At 67.8% G+C, this 21148-nt stretch carries 19 protein-coding genes; 10 read left to right on the forward strand and 9 right to left on the reverse strand.

The annotated features are described in order from the left end of the window. Window positions 1–87 precede the first annotated feature (87 nt). Together G3N96_RS10245 and clpB are read left to right on the forward strand one after the other, a co-directional pair. Window positions 88–603 (forward strand): Rrf2 family transcriptional regulator, encoded by a 516-nt coding sequence (locus G3N96_RS10245; protein WP_206137117.1) that lies wholly within the window; start codon window positions 88–90, stop codon window positions 601–603. A gap of 157 nt (window positions 604–760) precedes the next feature. Next, window positions 761–3358, forward strand: a complete 2598-nt coding sequence (clpB, locus tag G3N96_RS10250; RefSeq protein ID WP_124583646.1) for an ATP-dependent chaperone ClpB — start codon at window positions 761–763, stop codon at window positions 3356–3358. Between the two features lie 103 nt (window positions 3359–3461). Here the strand turns inward: clpB and G3N96_RS10255 are convergent, their stop codons facing one another. Together G3N96_RS10255 and G3N96_RS10260 are read right to left on the reverse strand one after the other, a co-directional pair. Next, a complete protein-coding gene (locus tag G3N96_RS10255; RefSeq protein WP_206137118.1) occupies window positions 3462–3899 on the reverse strand; it encodes a YidB family protein in 438 nt (145 codons plus the stop codon). 88 nt (window positions 3900–3987) lie between these two features. Then, complete coding sequence (locus G3N96_RS10260; protein ID WP_206137119.1) at window positions 3988–4593, reverse strand: helix-hairpin-helix domain-containing protein; 606 nt, start codon at window positions 4591–4593, stop codon at window positions 3988–3990. A gap of 286 nt (window positions 4594–4879) precedes the next feature. Between G3N96_RS10260 and G3N96_RS10265 the strand changes: the two genes are divergently transcribed. Then, window positions 4880–5347 (forward strand): MerR family transcriptional regulator, encoded by a 468-nt coding sequence (locus G3N96_RS10265; protein ID WP_206137120.1) that lies wholly within the window; start codon window positions 4880–4882, stop codon window positions 5345–5347. Continuing rightward, window positions 5331–5765: a carboxymuconolactone decarboxylase family protein gene (locus tag G3N96_RS10270; protein WP_206137121.1), complete on the forward strand. Its 435-nt coding sequence runs from the start codon at window positions 5331–5333 to the stop codon at window positions 5763–5765. The genes G3N96_RS10265 and G3N96_RS10270 overlap by 17 nt, the downstream gene beginning before the upstream one ends. A 19-nt stretch (window positions 5766–5784) precedes the next feature. Here the strand turns inward: G3N96_RS10270 and G3N96_RS10275 are convergent, their stop codons facing one another. Further along, a complete protein-coding gene (locus G3N96_RS10275) occupies window positions 5785–7701 on the reverse strand; it encodes a sigma-54-dependent Fis family transcriptional regulator (protein WP_206137122.1) in 1917 nt (638 codons plus the stop codon). A 529-nt stretch (window positions 7702–8230) separates the two neighbouring features. Here G3N96_RS10275 and G3N96_RS10280 point away from each other — a divergent pair. From G3N96_RS10280 to lipA, 6 genes are all read left to right on the forward strand, one after another. After that, window positions 8231–9289 (forward strand): NAD(+)/NADH kinase, encoded by a 1059-nt coding sequence (locus tag G3N96_RS10280; RefSeq protein ID WP_206137123.1) that lies wholly within the window; start codon window positions 8231–8233, stop codon window positions 9287–9289. A gap of 59 nt (window positions 9290–9348) precedes the next feature. Then, window positions 9349–10125 (forward strand): SDR family NAD(P)-dependent oxidoreductase, encoded by a 777-nt coding sequence (locus tag G3N96_RS10285; RefSeq protein ID WP_206137124.1) that lies wholly within the window; start codon window positions 9349–9351, stop codon window positions 10123–10125. Window positions 10126–10202: 77 nt separating this feature from the next. After that, window positions 10203–11186: a thiamine pyrophosphate-dependent dehydrogenase E1 component subunit alpha gene (locus G3N96_RS10290; protein ID WP_089440245.1), complete on the forward strand. Its 984-nt coding sequence runs from the start codon at window positions 10203–10205 to the stop codon at window positions 11184–11186. A 54-nt stretch (window positions 11187–11240) separates the two neighbouring features. Beyond that, window positions 11241–12245 (forward strand): alpha-ketoacid dehydrogenase subunit beta, encoded by a 1005-nt coding sequence (locus G3N96_RS10295; RefSeq protein ID WP_089440244.1) that lies wholly within the window; start codon window positions 11241–11243, stop codon window positions 12243–12245. Between the two features lie 4 nt (window positions 12246–12249). After that, window positions 12250–13365, forward strand: a complete 1116-nt coding sequence (locus G3N96_RS10300; RefSeq protein WP_206137125.1) for an acetoin dehydrogenase dihydrolipoyllysine-residue acetyltransferase subunit — start codon at window positions 12250–12252, stop codon at window positions 13363–13365. 2 nt (window positions 13366–13367) lie between these two features. Continuing rightward, window positions 13368–14333: a lipoyl synthase gene (gene lipA / locus G3N96_RS10305; protein ID WP_206137126.1), complete on the forward strand. Its 966-nt coding sequence runs from the start codon at window positions 13368–13370 to the stop codon at window positions 14331–14333. Window positions 14334–14344: 11 nt separating this feature from the next. On the opposite strand, the gene G3N96_RS10310 is transcribed toward lipA, so the two are convergent. From G3N96_RS10310 to G3N96_RS10335, 6 genes are all read right to left on the reverse strand, one after another. Beyond that, entirely contained in the window at window positions 14345–15706 is a 1362-nt protein-coding gene (locus tag G3N96_RS10310; protein WP_206137127.1) for an MATE family efflux transporter, read from the reverse strand. Between the two features lie 2 nt (window positions 15707–15708). Further along, the gene (locus tag G3N96_RS10315; RefSeq protein ID WP_206137128.1) at window positions 15709–17541 is read right to left on the reverse strand and encodes a glycosyltransferase family 39 protein; all 1833 of its coding nucleotides are present in this window, start codon (window positions 17539–17541) and stop codon (window positions 15709–15711) included. Between the two features lie 142 nt (window positions 17542–17683). Continuing rightward, window positions 17684–17944 carry a type B 50S ribosomal protein L31 gene (locus tag G3N96_RS10320; RefSeq protein WP_006753671.1) on the reverse strand — a complete coding sequence of 87 codons (261 nt, stop codon included), beginning with the start codon at window positions 17942–17944 and terminating at the stop codon, window positions 17684–17686. Between the two features lie 157 nt (window positions 17945–18101). Next, complete coding sequence (locus G3N96_RS10325; RefSeq protein ID WP_206137129.1) at window positions 18102–18935, reverse strand: M90 family metallopeptidase; 834 nt, start codon at window positions 18933–18935, stop codon at window positions 18102–18104. A 38-nt stretch (window positions 18936–18973) separates the two neighbouring features. Then, complete coding sequence (locus G3N96_RS10330; RefSeq protein ID WP_206137130.1) at window positions 18974–20530, reverse strand: MFS transporter; 1557 nt, start codon at window positions 20528–20530, stop codon at window positions 18974–18976. Next, a complete protein-coding gene (locus G3N96_RS10335) occupies window positions 20527–21027 on the reverse strand; it encodes a MerR family transcriptional regulator (protein ID WP_089425565.1) in 501 nt (166 codons plus the stop codon). The genes G3N96_RS10330 and G3N96_RS10335 overlap by 4 nt, the downstream gene beginning before the upstream one ends. Window positions 21028–21148: the final 121 nt, after the last annotated feature.

Genomic DNA, 21148 nt, shown 5'->3' on the forward strand with positions numbered 1-21148 from the left:
GAGCAGGGCCGCCAACCGGCCTCGTGCGCATCCCGGTCGACTCGGCTCACGTCATCGGGGAACGATCGATTTTTTCCGTATTCGCCCATGAGACTCACCGACTACACCGACTATTCGCTGCGCGTGATGCTGTACCTTGCCGTGCGCGGCGAGGGGCTCGCTACGATCCAGGAGATCTCGGACGCCTACGGCATCTCGAAGAACCATCTGATGAAAGTCGTGCAGCAGCTCGGCGAGCTGGGGTGGGTCGACACCGTCCGCGGTCGCAATGGCGGGCTGCGGCTGTTCCCCAAATCGTTGCAACTGACCGTTGGTCAGGTCGTGCGTGCGACCGAGAGCGATTTCGCGCTGGTCGGCTGCTTCTCGGCCGAGGGCGAATCGCGCGGCTGCGTGATCGAGCCGCATTGCCGGTTGAAGGGCGTGCTGGCGGCCGCGCGCGATGCGTTTTTCGCCGAACTCGACCGTCACACACTCGGCGAACTGATCGAGCCCGCTTCGCCGCTCGCCGCGTTGCTCGGCATCCGCCCGGTCGTGCGCCTGCACGCCGAGCCTGTGCCGGAAGACGCACCGGCGTCCGTCGAGCCGCCGTCGACGGCGCGCTGATACGCGCTCGCCGCGCGTCTCGATCCGGCCGCGGCCCGTCCCGGGGCCGCTTCAAGGATATTCATCGATTTTTGCGCTGAATCAACCCGAATTTCGCTTGAAAGCCGCATAACCATCCTCATCTTGGTGGTAATCGAAAATTGGAGGTCTCGACTAAATGAGAATCGACAAGCTCACCACCAAGTTCCAGGAAGCACTCGCGGACGCGCAAAGCCTCGCGGCAGGCCGCGACAATCAATACATCGAACCCGTTCACGTTCTCGCGGCGCTGGTCGCGCAGCAGGACGGTTCCGCCCGCTCGCTGATGTCGCGCGCGGGCGTTCACATTCAGGCGCTGCAGGGCGCGCTGAACGAGGCCATTTCGCGCCTGCCGCAAGTGACGGGCACGGGCGGCGACATCCAGATCGGCCGTGAACTGGCCGGGCTGCTGAACCAGGCCGACAAGGAAGCGCAGAAGCTCAACGACACGTTCATCGCGAGCGAGATGTTCCTGCTCGCCGTGTCCGACGACAAGGGCGACGCCGGCAAGCTCGCCCGCCAGCACGGCCTCACGCGCAAGGCGCTCGAAGCCGCGATCGCCGCCGTGCGCGGCGGCTCGCAGGTGCACAGCCAGGACGCGGAAAGCCAGCGCGAGGCGCTGAAGAAGTACACGGTCGACCTGACCGAGCGCGCCCGTGCGGGCAAGCTCGATCCGGTGATCGGCCGCGACGACGAAATCCGCCGTTCGATCCAGATCCTGCAGCGCCGCACCAAGAACAACCCGGTGCTGATCGGCGAGCCGGGCGTCGGCAAGACGGCGATCGTCGAAGGGCTCGCGCAGCGGATCGTCAACGGCGAAGTGCCCGAGACGCTGAAGGGCAAGCGCGTGCTGTCGCTCGACATGGCCGCACTGCTCGCCGGCGCGAAGTATCGCGGCGAATTCGAGGAGCGCCTGAAGGCGGTGCTCAACGACATCGCGAAGGACGAAGGCCAGACGATCGTCTTCATCGACGAAATCCACACGATGGTCGGCGCGGGCAAGGCCGAAGGCGCGATGGATGCGGGCAACATGCTGAAGCCGGCGCTGTCGCGCGGCGAGCTGCACTGCATCGGCGCGACCACGCTCGACGAATACCGCAAGTACATCGAGAAGGATGCCGCGCTCGAGCGCCGCTTCCAGAAGGTGCTCGTCGACGAGCCGAGCGTCGAGGCGACGATCGCGATCCTGCGCGGGTTGCAGGAGAAGTACGAATTGCACCACGGTGTGGACATCACCGACCCGGCGATCGTCGCCGCGGCCGAGCTGTCGCATCGCTACATCACCGACCGCTTCCTGCCGGACAAGGCCATCGACCTGATCGACGAAGCCGCTTCGAAGATCAAGATGGAAATCGATTCGAAGCCCGAAGAGATGGACAAGCTCGATCGTCGCCTGATCCAGCTGAAGATCGAGCGCGAAGCCGTGAAGAAGGAGCAGGACGAAGCGTCGCAGAAGCGCCTGCAGCTGATCGAGGAAGAGATCGAGCGTCTCGGCCGCGAATATGCGGACCTCGAGGAAATCTGGACCGCCGAGAAGGCCGCGGTGCAGGGCAGCGCGCAGCTGAAGGAAGAGATCGAGAAGGTGCGGGCGGACATCGCGCGGCTGCAGCGCGACGGCAAGCTGGAGAAGGTTGCCGAGCTGCAGTACGGCAAGCTGCCGCAGCTCGAGGCGCAGCTGAAGCAGGTCACGCAGGCCGAAGAGCAGGAGCAGCACAACCCGACGCGGCCGCGCCTGTTGCGCACGCAGGTCGGTGCCGAGGAAATCGCGGAAGTCGTGTCGCGTTCAACCGGGATTCCGGTGTCGCGGATGATGCAGGGCGAACGCGAGAAGCTGCTGCACATCGAGGAAAAGCTGCACGAGCGCGTGGTCGGCCAGCACGAGGCGATCAGCGCGGTGGCCGACGCGATCCGCCGTTCGCGCGCCGGTCTCGCCGATCCGAACCGTCCGTACGGCTCGTTCCTGTTCCTCGGCCCGACGGGTGTCGGCAAGACCGAGCTGTGCAAGGCGCTGGCGTCGTTCCTGTTCGATTCGGAAGAGCATCTGATCCGCATCGACATGAGCGAGTTCATGGAGAAGCACAGCGTCGCGCGGCTGATCGGCGCGCCGCCGGGCTATGTCGGCTACGAGGAAGGCGGCTACCTGACGGAAGCCGTGCGCCGCAAGCCGTACAGCGTGATCCTGCTCGACGAGATCGAGAAGGCGCATCCGGACGTGTTCAACGTGCTGCTGCAGGTGCTCGACGACGGCCGCATGACGGACGGGCAGGGGCGCACGGTCGACTTCAAGAACACCGTGATCGTGATGACGTCGAACCTCGGCTCGCAGGTGATCCAGGCGATGACGGGTGCGCCGCAGGAAGAGATCAAGGACGCCGTGTGGCTCGAGGTGAAGCAGCATTTCCGCCCCGAATTCCTGAACCGGATCGACGACGTCGTCGTGTTCCATGCGCTCGACCGCAGCAACATCGAGTCGATCGCGAAGATCCAGCTCGCCCGCCTGCACGACCGGCTCGCGAAGCTCGACATGGCGCTCGACGTGTCGGAAGCGGCGCTCGAACAGATCGGCAAGGTCGGCTACGATCCGCTGTTCGGTGCGCGTCCGCTGAAGCGCGCGATCCAGCAGGAGATCGAGAACCCGGTCGCGAAGCTGATCCTCGCGGGCCGCTTCGGTCCGAAGGACGTGATTCCGGTCGACGTCCAGGACGGCAAGTTCATGTTCGACCGCGTCGTTCACTGATCGCAGGCCTCCGGCCGCCGCCCGGTTCGCGCCGGGCGCACAAAAACAAACACCCCGCCTCGGCGGGGTGTTTGCTTATGGCGCGTCGCCACGACGCAGCGCGTCAGCCCTGCTTGTTGCCGCCGAACAAGCCGGCGATCTGCGACAGCGAGCCGAGCACGTTCGACGGGTCGACCTGTGCCTGGCCGTCGGCCGGCACCGCACCGTCCGGCGTCGCGTGGTTGACGACGTGCGGCAGCACCTGCGCGAGCACCGTCGACGCCATCGACGGATCGACACCGAACTTGCTCGCGAGCGCACCGATCGCGTCCGAGCCGAGCACGTTCTGCAGCGTGTCCGGCGAGATCGGCTGGTTCTGGCCGGTGCCGACCCACGAACCGATGATGTCGCCGGCGCCGCCGGCCTTGAACTTCTCGATCAGGCCGTTCAGGCCGCCCGGCTGGTTGTTGATGAATTCGAGCGCGGTCGTGATCAGCGCGCTTTGCGAGTTGCCGCCGGCCTGGCCGCCGAGCAGACCGCCAACGATGTCGAGGAGACCCATGGTTCTTCACCTTTACCGATAAGGGCGCCACGCCGTGGGCGCCCGTTGAACGAATGCCGCGCGCACGCCGTCGCGCGCGCGGCGCACATCAGGCGCCCGACGCCGCGGCGGCGGAGGCTGCCTTGTCCTTCTTGCCTTTCTTCTTCGAACCCTTCGTCGCTTTTGCCGACGACGCTGCGGCCGGTGCGCTCGCACCCGCATCGGCGGATGCCGCCGCTGCGGCGGCCGCCTTTTCCTTCTTCGTCATGCGCTTGGCCTTGGCCGGCTTCGCCGTATCCGGCGCGCTTGCCGCCGGTGCCGGCGCGGTGGCCGTCGTGCCGGCCGACGTCGTGGACGGCGACGCCGTGCCTGCCGACGTCGTGGCCGACGTGGTGGCCGATGTCGTCGCGGCCGGCTTCGACAGTTTCACGCCCTTCGGCGGCGTCGATGCGCCGCCGATCGTCAGGCCGTTTTCCTCGAGATGCCCGACCGACTTCGTGCCGAGGCCCTTGACGCGATTCGCGAGATCGTCCGCGTCCTTGAACGGGCCGTTCTTGGTGCGTTCGTCGATGATCGCCTTCGACTTCACGGGTCCGAGACCCTTCACGGACTCGAGCGCGGCCTGGTCAGCCGTGTTGACTTCGACGGCCGCGGCAAGGCCTGCGGCGAGCGACAGCGATAGCGCGACGAACAGCATCAGCAGCTTTTTCAGCATGGCAAAGGCTCCCTGGTTCTGACGGATGAATGGCTGTTGCAACGGACGGCGGCGTGACGCCCGGCCGGGCGTCGCCGTTAAGCATAGGACAAATGCGTGCCCTTTTTAAGACAGGCTGACCGAATCTTGCTGAAGGCTTGCGACGCTGTAAAGACCGAAACCTGCGCCGGGCGGCGGTTTTGACGATTCTTTACGGTGTCGTCGGGGTGTCGCCGATAGTCGTTGCACTGGCTGTTCGACAGGGCTTGACTTAGAGTGAACTCTAAGTCCTAACCTTGTTCCTGCCATGTCGAAAACCGTATCCCAACCTTCCTCTGCCTCTACCGGTCCGCTGACGATCGGCCAGGTCGCTGAAATGACCGGCCTGTCGACGCATACGCTGCGGTACTACGAGCAGGCCGGCCTGCTGCGCGCGATTTCGCGCACGGCGGCCGGGCACCGGCTCTATGCGCCGGCCGACCTTGACTGGCTGGCCTTCGTGATGCGCCTGAAGGCGACCGGCATGCCGATCGCGCAGATGCAGGCGTTTGCGGCGCTGCGCGCGCAAGGCGAGTCGACCTTCGGGGCGCGGCGCAGCCTGCTCGTCGCACATCACGAGGCAGTGCGCGCGCATATCGCGGAGCTGCAGGCGAGCCTCGATGTGATCAGCGACAAGATCGTGAACTATGAGGCACAGGAGCGGGATATGGCGCGACGGGCAAGACCTTCTCACTCTTTCTCGGAACAGGACGGACACAATGGAACGACTCGTTGAAGACCGCTACACGCGCGGCTGGAACAAACTGAAGGAAATCGACGGCGAAGTGGGCGAGCGCGTGATCGCGGCGCTCGCGCCGATCGCGCCGGACTTCGGGCGGCTCCTGGTCGAATTCAGCTTCGGCGACATCTACAGCCGGCCGCAGCTCGACCTGAAAGCGCGCGAGATCGCGACGATCGCCGCGCTGGCCGCGCTCGGCAATGCGCAACCGCAGCTGAAGGTGCATATCGAGGCCGCGCTGAACGTCGGCTGCACGCGCGACGAGATCGTCGAGGTGTTCATGCAGATGGCGGTGTACGCGGGGATGCCGGCCGCGCTCAACGCGCTGTTCGCCGCGCACGAAGTGTTCACGCGGCGCGATGAAGCGGCCGGCAACGTGGCGGACACGAACGAAGCGGCCGGGCAGCCCGCATGACGCAGCGCGCGCCGGCGCGTCACGCGCGGTGCGGCGCGACGATCCGGTGTTTCGCGATGCGCCGGTACAGCGTCGCGCGCGAGATGCCGAGCGCCTGCGCGGCCGCGTCGGGCCGCCAGCGATGCGCGGTGAGCGCCGCGACGATGCGGCCGCGTTCGTCGTCGGGCAGCGCGCCGGACACGACGCCGCCGAGTTGCGTGGCGATCTCGGCCGGCAGGTCATGTCGTGTCACGCGCGCGGCGTCGCACACCGCGCACGCATAGCGCAACACGTTGCGCAATTGCCGCACGTTGCCGGGCCACGGATACGCGGCGAGTTGTTCGGCGAGCGTCGCATCGAGCGTCAGCACGTGGCCGGTGGCCTGCGCTTCCTCGGCGAATACGGCGGCGATCACGTCGCGCACGTCGGCACGCTCGCGCAGCGGCGGCAGTTCGAACGTCGCGCCGCTCAGCCGGTAGTACAGGTCCTCGCGGAACGTGCCGTCGGCCACCATGCGTGCGAGATCGCGGTGCGTCGCGCAGATCACGTCGAGATCGACGCGTACGGGCGTATCGCTGCCGAGCGGCACGACTTCGCCATCGGCGAGCACGCGCAACAGGCGCGTCTGCAGCGCGAGCGGCATGTCGCCGATTTCGTCGAGGAACAACGTGCCGCCATCGGCGAGCGCGATCTTGCCGCGTGCGCCATGCTTGCGTGCGCCGGTGAACGCGCCGGCCGCATAGCCGAACAGTTCGCTCTCGATCAGCGCTTCCGGCAGCGCGCCGCAGTTGACCGCGACGAACGGCCGCGTACGCCGCGCGCCGGCATCGTGGATCGCGCGCGCGAATACTTCCTTCCCCGCACCGGTTTCGCCGAGCACCAGAATCGGCAGCCGCTTGCTTGCGACACGCAGTGCCAGTTCGGCCTGCTGCGCGATATGCGCGTCGCTGCTGTGCAGAAACGGCGTCAGTGCGCCGACGTGGCGTTGCGCGCTTCCCGGGCGGCGCGAGGCCGTGCCGGGCTCGCGGCCGCTGCGTCGTAGCGGCGCACGCAGCCGCGCATAGAGCGGCGCGCCGGTCGCGCGCAGCCGCAGCGCGACGATCGCATCGAGCCGCGCGGCATCGCGCAGCGGCATTTCGGTCGCATCGAAGATCTCGTCGATATGGCGCGGTTCGCGCAGCGCCGGCAGCGCGTCGCGCGCCTGCCGGTTCGCGGCGACGATGTTGCCGCATTCGTCGAACGCGATCAGCCACTCGGGTTGCGCTTCGACGTAGTGACGATTCGGATGCCCGAACAGGATCCAGTGCTGCGTGGTGCTGTGCACGAAGTAGCCGTCCTCGATCAGCGCCGCGCTCTGCCGCACGAGCTGATAGACGAGACGCTGGCTGTCGCGGCCGTCGGGCGAATGAACGGCCGACGCGTCGAGCACGCCGATCAGCTCGCCGCCCGGCGAGAAGATCGGTGCCGCGCTGCAGGTGAGCGTCGTGAACGCCGCACGAAAGTGATCGGTCTTGTGCACGGTAATCGGCGCGAGATCGGTCAGCACGTTCGCGACGCCACAGGTGCCTTCCTCGCTTTCCGACCAGCACGAGCCGATGTGCAGCCCCGCGTGGCGGAAGTCGTTGCGGCGCTCGCGGTCGATCCGGTAGTCGATCGTCACGCCATGCGCGTCGGTCAGCATCACGCAGTAGTCGGCGACGCGAATCATGTCGTGCAGCCGCGTCAGGCACTGGCCCGACGCGCGCAGGAAGGCCTCCTCCTTGTCGCGTACTTCGCGGAGCTCGGCCGCGGTCAGCACGCGCGGGCCGATCGACGAAGCGGGGTCGAGACTGTAACGCTCCAGCGACCGCTGCCACGACGACACGAGGCGCGTGGAGTCGGCCGGCGCGGGCAGGCGTCCGGCGAGCGCGCCGAGCACGCGGTCGGCGTGCTGGGCCTGGGGGACGGCGTAGGGCATGGTCGGCTCCGGTTCCGTACGGCGGGGATGCGATGTTCTTGTAGCACATCCCGTTCGACGGATCACATTGCATCGCAGCACGCGGCGAGCCTGAGACGTTCGTCTCACGGTATCGCGTGCCGTCTCGCGTCGTTGAGACGCGTTGGTGTGCGACGGGCGGAGATCGTCCGGCATGACGCGGCCCGCGCGGCGCCGCGACATGGCGGGGTTGGCGGGCAGGGCGGTGCGCTTGCACCGGCGTCGCGGTGACCGTTTCGTCGTATCGGCGCCGTGAGACGAGCGGGCCGAATGGCCGTGCGCTCCGTCGTTCCAGCAGCGATTCCGGATCACGGGCATCCCAGCCGCGTCAGCATTCACAAGGGTTTCACGTTCATCGCACGTAGGGTGGCACGCCGCTTGCAGAGATCACGGGCAAGTCGGCGCGGTTGCGTCGACGACGATCCGCCGCCCGGCGATGGCAGTGGACGAGACAGGCAGAGCCGCGGCACGCCCACGCGCCGCGGCCGGCCAACTGGATGGAGACGAACCCGTGACGATGCCCGTAACCGTCGGCGTGATCGCGAACCCCGCATCGGGGCGCGACATCCGCCGCCTCACGACGCATGCCTCCGTGTTTCCGACGGCGGAGAAGGCGAACATGATCGTGCGCCTGCTGGCCGGCCTCGGCGCGATGGGTGTCGAGCGCGTGCTGACGCTGCGCGACCGGACGGGCATCGCGACGCTGCTGCTGCGTGCGATCGACACGCACCGTGCGGTCGCGCCGCACGAGCGCTGGCCCGAGGTCGAATTCGTCGACCTGCCGATCACCGATACCGTCGCCGATACCCAGGCCGGCGCCGCGTACCTGCACCGGATGGAAGTCGCGCTGATCGTCGTGCTCGGCGGCGACGGCACCCATCGCGCGGTGGCCGCGCACTGCGGCACGACGCCGCTCGTCGCGCTGTCCACCGGCACCAACAACGCCTTTCCCGAACATCGTGAAGCCACGGTCGCCAGCGTCGCGGCAGGACTCGCCGCGACCGGCGCGGTGCCGGCCGAAGTCGCGTTCACGCGCAACAAGCGGCTCGTCGTGCGCTGCATGGCGGGCACGCAGCCGGGGCGCGAGGAGATCGCGCTCGTCGACGTGTGCGCCGCGCGGCAGCGCTTCATCGGCGCCCGCGCGATCTCGGGGTCCGACGACATCGATTCGCTGTACCTGACGTTTGCGGAACCGGACGGAATTGGCCTGTCCGCGCTCGGCGGCGCGTGGGCGCCGCTCGAACGCAGCGCGCCGCACGGGCTCGCGATGCGCTTCGCGGCCGAAGGCACGACCGCCGGCACGCCGCTCGTCGCGCCGATTGCACCGGGCCGCGTGGACCGCGTCGTGATGCGCAGTTGCGAGCGGCTCGAGCCGGGTGCGTGGCAGACGATTCCGTTCGAGCACGGCACGCTCGCGTTCGACGGCGAGCGCGAGATCGAGGTCGCGCGCGGCGATCGCTACGAGATCTCGCTCGACTGGCGCGGGCCGTTGACGGTCGACGTCGGCCGCACGCTGCGCTACGCGTCGTCACGGCAACTGCTGCGCGATGCCGGCGAGTGGCGCTATTGAGACACCGTTTTACCGAGTGAAATTTCGTTATCCATAACGATCATCAAGGAGAAATTGCCATGACAGCCTCACTCGAAGGACAGGTCGCCATCGTCACGGGCGGCGCGCGCGGCATCGGCCGCGGCATTGCCCTGACACTTGCCGGCGCGGGTGCCGACATCCTGCTGGCCGACCTGCTCGACGACGCACTCGACGCCACTGCGCGCGAGGTTCGCGCGCTCGGCCGCCGGGCGGCGGTTGCGAAGGTCGACGTCACGCAGGCCGCGCAGGTCGACAAGATGGTTGCGCAGGCGCTCGCCGACTTCGGCCGGCTCGACATCCTCGTGAACTGCGCGGGCGTGATCAGCATTCATCCGGTCGGCGAACTGACCGAGCGCGACTGGGATTTCGTGATGGACGTGAACGCGAAGGGCACGTTCCTCGGCTGCCGCGCGGCGCTCGCACCGCTGAAGGCGCAGGGCCGCGGCAGGATCATCAACGTCGCGTCGATCGCCGGCAAGGAGGGCTTTCCGAATCTCGCGCATTACAGCGCATCGAAATTCGCGGTCGTCGGCTTCACGAACGCGCTTGCGAAGGAGGTCGCGCGCGACGGCGTGACCGTCAACGCGATCTGCCCCGGCATCGTGCGGACGTACATGTGGGACCGGCTGTCCGACGAATGGAAGACCGACGGCGAATCGGTCGAGGAATCGTGGCAGCGGCACCAGTTGACGCTGATTCCGCAGGGCCGTGCGCAGACGCCGGAGGACATGGGCCGGCTCGCGCTGTTCTTCGCGACGATGGACAACGTGACGGGCCAGGCCGTGAACGTCGACGGCGGCTTCACGTTCCACTGACGGCCGCCGGCCGTGCAAACCGTCGCCACGGCCCGGCCGCGGCGGCATTCGCAGTCAGATCTACTCAGGAGACACACATGACCGCTTCGACACAGCTCAGCAGGGACAAACTGCTGGACGCCTACCGGCTGATGCGCACGATCCGCGAATTCGAGGAGCGCCTGCACGTCGAATTCGCGACCGGCGAGATCCCCGGCTTCGTTCACCTGTATGCGGGCGAGGAGGCGTCCGCGGTCGGCACGATACTGCACCTCGGGCTCGACGACTACGTTGCGACCACGCATCGCGGCCACGGGCATTGCATCGCGAAGGGCGTCGATGTGCACGGGATGATGGCCGAGATCTACGGCAAGAAGACGGGCGTCTGCCACGGCAAGGGCGGGTCGATGCACATCGCCGACCTGTCGATGGGGATGCTCGGCGCGAACGGGATCGTCGGCGCGGGCGGCCCGCTCGTCTGCGGCGCCGCGCTCGCGGCCAAGCACAGGAAGACCGGCGGCGTCGGCGTGTGCTTCTTCGGCGACGGCGCATCGAACCAGGGCGTGATCTTCGAATCGATGAACCTCGCGTCGGTGTGGCGGCTGCCCGCGATCTTCGTGGCCGAGAACAACGGCTATGCGGAAGCGACGTCGTCGAGCTGGTCGGTCGCGACCGACAACATCGCCGATCGCGCGAACGGGTTCGGGATGCCGGGCGTGATCGTCGACGGGTTCGACTTCTTCGCGGTGCACGAAGCGCTCGGCGAGGCCGTCGAGCGCGCGCGCAACGGTGGCGGGCCGACGCTCGTCGAGGTCAAGTTCACGCGCTATTTCGGCCACTTCGAAGGCGACGCGCAAACCTACCGCGCACCCGGCGAAGTGCAGAAGCTGCGCGACGAGAAGGACTGCCTGAAGCATTTCGAAACGCGCGTCGTGCGGGCCGAAGCGCTGACGACCGCCGACCTGCGCGCGGTCGATGCCCAGGTGAAGGCGCTGATCGACGATGCGGTCGCGCAGGCCAAGGCCGCGCCGGTACCCGATGCAGCCGACCTGCTGACCGACGTCTACGTGTCATACCCGTGAGCGCGGCCTGATACCGCAGCCGGCACGGCGAACCGAACATTCCAGGAGACAGACATGGCAAGGAAGATCACTTATTCGCAGGCGATCAACGAAGCGCTCGCGCAGGAAATGGCGCGCGACGACAGCGTGATCGTGATGGGCGAGGACAATGCGGGCGGCGCGGGTGCGCCGGGCGAGGACGACGCGTGGGGCGGCGTGCTCGGCGTGACGAAGGGGCTGTTCCACAAATTTCCGGGCCGCGTGCTCGATACGCCGCTGTCGGAGGGCGGCTACATCGGCGCGGCGGTCGGCGCCGCCGCGTGCGGGATGCGGCCCGTCGCGGAGCTGATGTTCATCGATTTCATGGGCGTGTGCTTCGACCAGATCTTCAACCAGGCCGCCAAGTTCCGCTACATGTTCGGCGGCAAGGCCGTGACGCCGGTCGTGATTCGCGCGATGTACGGCGCAGGCCTTCGCGCAGCCGCGCAGCACTCGCAGATGCTGACGTCGCTGTTCACGCACATTCCCGGGCTGAAGGTCGTGTGCCCGTCGACGCCGTACGACGCGAAGGGGCTGCTGATCCAGGCGATCCGCGACAACGATCCCGTGATCTTCCTCGAACACAAGCTGCTCTATACCCGTGAAGGCGACGTGCCGGAGGAGTCCTATGCGATTCCGTTCGGAGAAGCGAACGTGATGCGCGACGGCGACGACGCGACGATCGTCACGTACGGCCGGATGGTGCATCTCGCGATGGACGCAGCCGCGAAACTCGCGAAGGACGGGATCCAGGTCGACGTGATCGACCTGCGCACGACGTCGCCGCTCGACGAGGACACGATCCTCGAAAGCGCGGAGCGCACCGGGCGCGTGGTGGTCGTCGACGAAGCGAACCCGCGCTGCTCGATCGCGACCGATATCGCCGCGCTCGTCGCGCAGCGCGCATTCCATGCGCTGAAGGCGCCGATCGAGCTCGTGACCGCGCCGCATACGCCCGCGCCGTTCGCGAGCGTGCTGGAAGACCTGTATATCCCGTCCGCCGATGCGATTGCGCAGGCGGTCCTGAAGACGAGGAGCTGACACGATGTCGATTCACATGATCACGATGCCCAAGTGGGGGCTGTCGATGGAGCAGGGGCAGGTCAACGGCTGGCTGAAGGCGATCGGCGAGCGCGTGACGAAGGGCGACGAAGTGCTCGATGTCGAGACCGACAAGATCTCGTCGGGCGTCGAATGCGCGTTCGACGGTACGCTGCGCCGGCAGGTCGCGCAGGAAGGCGAGACGCTGCCGGTCGGCGCGCTGCTCGGCGTCGTCGCGGCCGCCGACGCGAGCGAGGCGGACATCGATGCGGCAATCGCGGATTTCCAGCGCGATTTCGTGCCGAGCGAGGCGTCCGACGAAGCCGCGGGCCCGCAGCCCGAGAAGGCGCAGATCGGCGGCCGGACGGTGCGCTTCCTGAAGCTCGGCGAAGGCAGCGGCATGCCCGCCGTGCTGATCCACGGCTTCGGCGGCGATCTCAACAACTGGCTGTTCAATCACGCGGATCTCGCCGCGCACCGGCCGGTGTGGGCGCTCGACCTGCCTGGTCACGGCGAGTCGGGCAAGGCGGTCGAGACGGGCAGCCTCGATGAGCTGGCCGACGCGGTGCTCGCGCTGCTCGATGCGAAGGGCATCGAGCAAGCCCACCTGATCGGCCATTCGATGGGCGGTGCGGTGGCGATGACGGCGGCCGAGCGCGCGCCGCAACGGGTCGCGTCGCTGACGCTGATCGCGAGCGCGGGGCTCGGCACCGACATCAACCGTTCTTACATCGACGGCTTCGTCGCCGGCAACAGCCGCAACACGCTGAAGCCGCACCTTGGCGCGCTGTTCGCGGACAACGCGCTGGTCACGCGGCAGCTCGTCGAGGATCTCGTCAAGTACAAGCGGCTCGAAGGCGTGCAGGCCGCGCTGGAGAAGATCGCGCATGCCGCGTTCGACGGCGCCGCGCAGCGGCGCGTGTTCCGCGACCGGCTCGCGACGCTTGCGCCGCGCACGCTCGTGATCTGGGGCGAGCGCGACCAGGTGATCCCGGCGCAGCACGCGCAGGGCTTGCCTGACGGCGTGCGTGCCGAGGTGATCGCCGGCAGCGGGCACATGGTGCAGATGGAGGCGGCTGCCGACGTGAACCGCCTGATCGTCGCGTTTCTCGGAGACTGACGATGGCCGCCGCGCTCGAACGACCCAGCCTCACGGCGCTCGGCCAGCCGGGCGCGAGAAGCCGTGACAAGCTCGCGCGCATTCCGGTGCGTGTCGAGCCCGCGGCCGGTGCGGCGTTGCCGAAGCCGCCGTGGCTGCGCGCGCGGCCGATGATGAGCGCGGCGGTCGCCGACATGGCGGCCGTGCTGCGCGATCATCGGCTGCACTCCGTCTGCGAGGAGGCGATGTGCCCGAACATCGGCGAATGCTTCGCGCAGCGCACGGCGACCTTCATGATCATGGGCGGCCTGTGCACGCGGCGCTGCCCGTTCTGCGACGTCGCGCACGGCCGTCCCGAGCCGCTCGACGCCGACGAGCCCGCGCGGCTTGCCGCAGCGGCCGCGGCGCTCGGGCTGCGCTACGTCGTGATCACGTCGGTCGATCGCGACGACCTGCGCGACGGCGGCGCCGCGCATTTCGCCGCCTGCATCGCGGCGGTGCGCGCGAGCGTGCCGGGTATCGGCGTCGAAGTGCTGACCCCGGACTTCCGCGGCCGCGTGGCCCGCGCGCTCGATGCGCTGTCGACGGCCTGGCCCGACGTGTTCAACCACAACATCGAGACGGTGCCGTCGCGGTATCGCGCGGCGCGGCCGGGCGCCGACTATCGCGGCTCGCTCGAACTGCTCGCGCAGGCGAAGCGGGCACGGCCTGAGCTGGTGACGAAATCGGGGTTGATGCTCGGGCTCGGCGAGTGCGACGACGAAGTGCGCGACACGCTGCGCGACCTGCGTGCGCATGACGTCGACGTGCTGACGCTCGGCCAGTACCTCGCGCCGTCCGCGCACCATCTGCCGGTGCGGCGCTACGTGAGCCCGGACGCGTTCGCCGCGTGGCGCGACGAGGCGCTGTTGCTCGGTTTCAGGGAAGTCGTCGCCGGCCCGCTCGTGCGGTCGTCGTATCACGCGGCCGACGTGCTGGAGGAGACGTAGCGGGCAGTGCGTCAGGCGGACGTGGAAGCGGCGGCATGCGCATGACTGACGCGGCGCAGGTACAGCACGAGCCCGGCGCCCGCGAGCATCAGGCTGATCGTGTTCGCGAACCAGAAGCCGCGCGCGCCGGTCAGCCACGCGGGCGCGATCCCACCCACGTCGAAACCGAGCGCGTAGCCGCCGCTGAGCCCGACGCCCCACAGCGCGACCGCATAGATCACGGTCGGCACGACCGCGACCTTGTACGCGCGCAGCACGAACGCCGACGTGACCTGCAGCGCGTCGAAGACGTGGTAGCACGCGACGATCGCGACGAGCGGCATCGCGGCCGCGGCGACGGCCGGGTTCGGCGTATAGCCGCCGATGATCAGCGGGCGCAGCACGAACACGAGCAGGCCGTAGGTCGCGGCAATGCCGCACGCGAAGATCACGCTGTGCCGGCCGAGCAGCCGGGCTTCCTCGGGCCGTCCGGCGCCGAGCGCGCGCGCGACCAGCGTCGACGCCGCCACGCCGATCGACAGCGGCGTCATGTACAGCACCGCGCCGATGTTGCCGGCGATCTGATGGCCGGCGAGCGTCGTCGTGCCGAACTGCGCGATGAACAGCGCCATGCACGTGTACGACGTGACCTCGATCAGGTACGACAGGCCCATCGGCACGCCGAGTTTCAGGATCGCCTTCTGGCGTTCCCAGACCGGCCAGCAGAAGCGCGAGAAGATCGCGAGCGGCGCGAACACGTCGAGCTTCGCGAGCAGCGTGTAGCCGATCAGCGCGAGCGCCCAGTTGATCAGCGTGCTGGCGAGCCCGCAGCCGGGGCCGCCGAGGGCCGGCACGCCGAACCCGCCGAAGATGAACCACACGTTGAGCGGAAACTTGAGCAGCAGCGCGCCGATCTGCAGGATCATCGCGAGGCGCGGCTTGCCGGCCGCGTTGGTCAGCGCGTTGTAGATGCGGAAGACGAGGCTGGCGGGCAGCCCGTACGACAGGATGCGCAGGTAGTCGACGGTGCGGTCGTGCAGCGCGGCGGGCGTGTGCGCGACACGCAGCAGCGGTTCGGGAAAATGCAGCAGGAGAAAGCCGGGCACCGCGAGCAGCAGCGCGAGCCACAGCGCCTGGCGCACTTCCTCGCCGATCTCGGCGTAGCGGCGCGCGCCGTACAACTGCCCGGTGATCGGCTGCAGCGCCGACAGGATGCCCGTCAGGCCGATATAGATCGAAATGTAGATCGACGAACCGAGCCCGAGCGCGGCCAGATCGACGGCCGAGTAGCGCCCGACCATCGCGGTGTCGATCACGCCGAACGCGATGATCGCAAGCTGGCCGACGAGCACCGGCCATGCGAGACCGACGATCCGGCGGATGTCGCCGAACATCGTCAATCGGCCGGCTGGCGGCGCGGCGGACGCCGCTTGACGGGCGTCTTCGGCCGTTCGATGCGCTCGTACAGGCGGAAGCGCTCGTCACGGTCGGCGGCGCGGCGGCCTTCCCACACGAGACGCCACACGTATTGCGACATCGAACTCGGCTCGCCGAAGTCCGAGCGGTCCTGGCGCAGGATCACGTCGCAGTCGCCGGAGAAATCGAAGCGCATGTTGCCGAAATACGCGAAGGTCGCGATCTGCGCGTCACCGAGCCGCACCGGCGAGATGCACTCGTAGTCGGACGGCAGGTGCACCGCGATCTGCTGGGCGACGTCGCGATAGGTCCGGCCGTAGTTGACGATCGGCAGCCACAGCGTCATCAGCAGCACCCACATCAGCGTGGTGCCCGCACCCGACAGCACGACGCTGCGCCACAGCACTTTCGGCTGCCGCGAGATGCGCCAGCGCACCAGGAAGCACCAGCACACGGTGGCGATCACCGCGCAGATGAACGACAGGATCTTGAAGTGCGGCTCGTAGCCGGGCACGAGACGGGCGAGGTTGCGCGCGAGCGGATGCGGAAAGCCCGTGATCGAGGCGAGCCACACGAGCCACACGAAGGTGCCGAGGATCGTGAAGCTCAGCACCGCGAACCAGTCGATCGCGTTGATCGCGCCGCGCTTGAGGGTCGGCAGCGCGAACGTCGCGAGCACCGCGAGCGGCGGCAGCAGCAGCATGTACATGCGGTTCGACTGCTGGCTTTGCAGGATCACGAGCGCGACGAGCGGCACGGCGACCGACAGCGGAATCGCGACGTGCGCACGGCGGCGCATGCCGGCCCAGCTCCACCATGCCCAGATCGCGAGCGGCCACGCGGGCCACGTGAACAGCGGCAGGTTCTTCGCCGCATAGCCGAGCACCGCGGTCGGCGGGCCCGAGAAACGCATCAGGCTGCCGTGGATCCACTGGTTGAAGAACCATGCGGCATCGTCGGGCGCCGCGACGAACGCGGCCAGCGGCCACAGCGCGAAGATCGCGGCCGCGAGCGGCACGCCGACCAGCGGCAGGCGCAGGTTGCGCATCTCGGGCGTGACGAGCCACAGCACGGCCGTGCCGGCGAGCAGCGCGACGACCAGCACCGGATTGCCGGACAGCGCGACGAGGCCCATCGCGAGGCCCCACCACAGCGCGCCCTGCATCGGCTTGTCGATGCCGCGCACGATCCCGTAGACGAGCATCGCGATCCACGCGAACTGCGCGAGCTGCGGCGTCGTTTCGTGCCCGCGCTCCGCGAGACCGAAGCAGGCGACGAGCACCAGCAGCGCGCCGTCGGCGAGCGTGCGGCCGTAGTCGCGCGGCTCGGGCTCGCCGCCGAATGCGTATTTGAACGGCTGGACTTCGGCGCGCCGACCGAGCAGGTAGGCCGCGTACCAGACGAATGCGCACGCGACGCAGAACAGCAGGCCGGTATCGACGCGCGACGCGTTGCTTGCGTCGACCCACGGGCCCAAGCCGCGGATCGACAGCGCGCCGAGCCAGTAGCCGAGCGGCCCGTCGGTCGTGATGAACTTGCCGACCAGGTTCGGCAGCAGCCAGTCGTGCCAGCCGCCCTTGGCCATCGTCCACATCACGCCAAAGCCCGCCGCGTCCTCGTTCTTCCACGGGTCGCGGCCGAACAGGCCGAACGCGGCGTAGACGAAGCAGAGCGTGAGCAGCAGCCAGCGCGGTAACGCGCGCGTAGCGGAGGCGGTGAGACGGACGACAGGCTTCATGCAGATGAGCGATTTGTTATGGGCGGGTGGCCGGCGCGGATGCGCGCGGTCGAGCCGGTTTCGAGCATCCGGCATTGTAGACGCGCCCGCTGTTGCGCGTCAGGTCGATGCCCGGGCCGGCTGGCGCCTGCCGGGCGAGCAGAGACAAAAAAGGGCAGCCTGGGCTGCCCTTTTGTGCGGTACCGGTGCAATGCAACCACCGGATGCAGTGCGAAGCTTACTTCGCCTTGCCGCTGGCGCGAACGCCGAACTTGTTCTTGAACTTCTCGACACGGCCTGCCGTGTCCATGATCTTTTGCTGACCCGTGTAGAACGAGTGCGATTCCGACGACACTTCGATCTTGGCGAGCGGGTAGGTCTTGCCGTCGAGTTCGATGTTTTCGCGCGTCTGGATCGTCGAGCGCGTGATGAACTTGAAGCCGTTCGACATGTCTTGGAAGACGACTTCGCGGTAGTTCGGGTGGATGCCTTCTTTCATGGTCTTTCCTTGGTGAGAGCGGTAGCCAACCCGCCGCTTGCCGTGCCGGAACGCGCACATTGCGCAAACCGGAGGACGCCAAGCCCGGCGCGAGCCACTTGCCTAAGGTCGAAAAACGGCGATTATGCCAGAAAATCAGATGGTTGACGAATAATTTTCACGGTGCGTCGAGCACGCCGGTGCCGGCCGGATCCTGCCGGTAGTAGCGCGCGAGCAGCCGGTACAGCTCCGGAAATTCGGACTCGAACGCTTTCGGCCGGACGAACAGCGCTTCACTGCATACCGCGAAGAATTCCGACGGGTGGTCGGCGGCATAGGGATCGATCAGCGAGTCCCGCTCGAAGCGCGCCCACGCACGGTCGGGCACCGCGTCGACGCGCGCGCAGAACTGGTCGTACGCGTGCTCGAACACATCGGCCCAGGCCTGCGCATCGAGGTACGGCGCGTGCCAGCGGCGAAATAGGGGCGGATAACCGTCGGCCGCGCCGTTGACCATGTCGATCTTGTGCGCGAACTCGTGGATCACGACGTTGTACGCGTCGTGGCCGTCCGTCATCTGCGCGTCTTCCCAGGACAGGATCACGGGGCCGCCTTCCCAGGCCTCGCCGCTTGCATCCTGCTCGACTTCGTGCACGACCCCGTCCTCGTCCTGCACCGTCTTGCGGATCACGAATTCGCCCGGATACACGACGACGCCGACCCAGCCGTCATACAGCGACAGATCGAGATTCAGCACGGGCAGGCAGGCCTGCGCGGCGATCGAGACGATCATCGCGTCGGTCAACTCGAGCCCGTGCGCGGTCGAGAACGATTTCTTCGCGACGAACAGGCTCGTCAGTTCGCGCAGCCGGCCGAGCGCGTCGGGCGGCAGCGTCGCGAGGAACGGCAGGCGCTCGACGGTGTCCTGCCACAGCGCATCGGAGATCGGGTGGCTGCGCAGCGCGCGGTCGCGGCGGCGGTCGTCGAACCAGCGGGTCAGTTTCGAAAGCATGAAGGCGGCTCGCGGAAATCCAAAGCCTGTCTTTTAACTCAATCGATCTCTTTTTGCCATGCCGCAAAAAGGCCGCCGACGAATGCCACGCCCGCCAGGAAGTAAAAGCCGTCGAGCGACGCGAGGAACGACGCCTGTTGCGCGACCATGCGCGCGATCGACGCGATCGCGAGGCCGTGCGCCTCGCTCAGCGCGTGGCCGGCGGCGGCATGGCTGCGCGTCAACGCATCGACGGTCTGCTGGAACAGCGGGTCGAACACGTTTGCGCGCTCGACGAGCCGCGTCTGGTGCACGGCCACGCGGTGCTGTTCGACGATGATCACCGACGACGTCGCGAACGAGATCGTCAGTTGCCGCACGATGTTCTTCAACCGGTAGCCGTGCGTATATTCGTCGATCGCGAAGATCCGGAACGTCAGGTTGGCCACCGGCAGCACGATGAAGAGCAGCAGCAACCCGCGCAGCAGCAGCGGGACGATCAGCGCGGCTTCGCCGACCTGCGGCGTCATCCGCGTCATCCACAGCGCGGCCGTGATGGCGATCGCGAACCCCGGTGCGACGAACCACTTCTTGTGAGTGACGAATTTCGCGTAACGCAGGTACGCGAACAGCGCGGTGGCCGAAATCAGCGACATCGTGCCCACCAGCCGCCCGGCGTTCTCGACCGGATAGCCGAGCCCGCTTTCGAGAAAACGCGACGTCAGGTAACTGAAGCCCGTCGACTCGTAGTAATAGAACATGTAGAGCAGCAGCCCGACCTGGAACGTCCGTTCGCGGAACGCGTGCAGGCGCACGAGCGGCGTCGGATGATGCCACTGGTGATACGCGAACCACGCAAGCGCGCCGATCCCTGCGACCGTCAGCAGGATCAGCATCGGCGAGCCGCTATAGAGCTGGTAATGCACCTGCTGCAGCACGATCTGCAGTGCGCCTTGCGCGAGCGCGAACACGACATACGGCCAGAAGTGTCCGGAGCCGCGTTCGTCGTCGGGTGTCCGGCCCGAATCGGGCAGCGTGAGCAGCGCGAGGATCGCGAACGCGATGCCGGCCGGCGCCGAGCACGCGAACAGCGCGCGCCACGTCGAATGCGCGACGAGCAGGCCACCCACGATTGGCGCGAGCGCGCTGCCGAGCAGGATCATGATCAGGAACGCGCGTGTCGCGGGCGGCCGTTCCTGCGGCTTGAAGCTGATCTGGATCAGGATCCGGCACGCGCCCATCATCGGGCCGATGAAATAGCCCTGAAAGCCGCGCGCGAACGCGAGTTCGAGCGACGTGTCGGCGAGCGCGGCCGCGATCGCGCCGAACGAGAACATCAGCATGCAGCCGGCGACGTAGCGGCGATGGCCGAGCCGGTCGACCCACCCTTGCTGCTGCAGGATGCCGAGCACGGCGGTGACCGCGTAGGCGCTCGACGACCACACGAGTTCATCGGGCGATGCGTTGATGCCACCCGCGATGTAGCTCGCGAAGAACGAGAAGATCGCGTTGTCGAAGTAGTCGATGCCGGTAACGAGCGCGAGCGCCCATGGGAACAGGTCTGCGCGCAGGTTCGCGCGGCTCCACAGTGGCGAGCGACCGGGCATCGCGCTCACTCGCGAGCCTTGCGCGTACGCCGCGTGCCGGCTTCGGCCTGCCGCTGCGCGATCAGCGCATCGGCGTTTTCGCCGGCAAGACGCCGTTCGACGTAGTCGATGTCGTGCTGCAGTTCCTTGCGCAGCGCGACGGCTTCCTTCAGTTCGCGCTGGACGGCCGCGATCCGCCGGTCGAGTGTGTCGACCTGCTCGGCAAGGCCGGTCCGGATGTCGCGCAGCGACGCGTCCGAATAGCGGCGCCGGCCATCGCCCGTTTCTTCCAGCGGGCGCTTCAGCATCTCGGTGATGCCGTGCAGCGAGAAGCCGAGCGCGCGCAGCCGCAGGATGCGTGCGAAGCGCTCGAGGTCGGCCTCGTCGTACAGGCGGTAGCGGCCTTCGCTGCGCGACGGCGTGACGAGCCCGCGCTCTTCGTAATACTTCAGCGTGCGCGGCGTGACGCCGAGCCGTGACGCCGCATCGCTCACGGTCAGCAGCGGGGTGGAGGTGTCGTTCGGCATCGGGAGGCGGATGGGGTTCGGGCGATGGCGCGATTATAGGTCAACCTGTACGTTCACGTTCAGGTTGGCGCCGAAAAACGGCCGCCGGGCAGGATGCGCGGGCGGCCGTTTTTGGGGCGCG

This window comes from Burkholderia sp. Se-20373 (assembly GCF_017104705.1).
Taxonomy (GTDB): Bacteria; Pseudomonadota; Gammaproteobacteria; order Burkholderiales; family Burkholderiaceae; genus Burkholderia.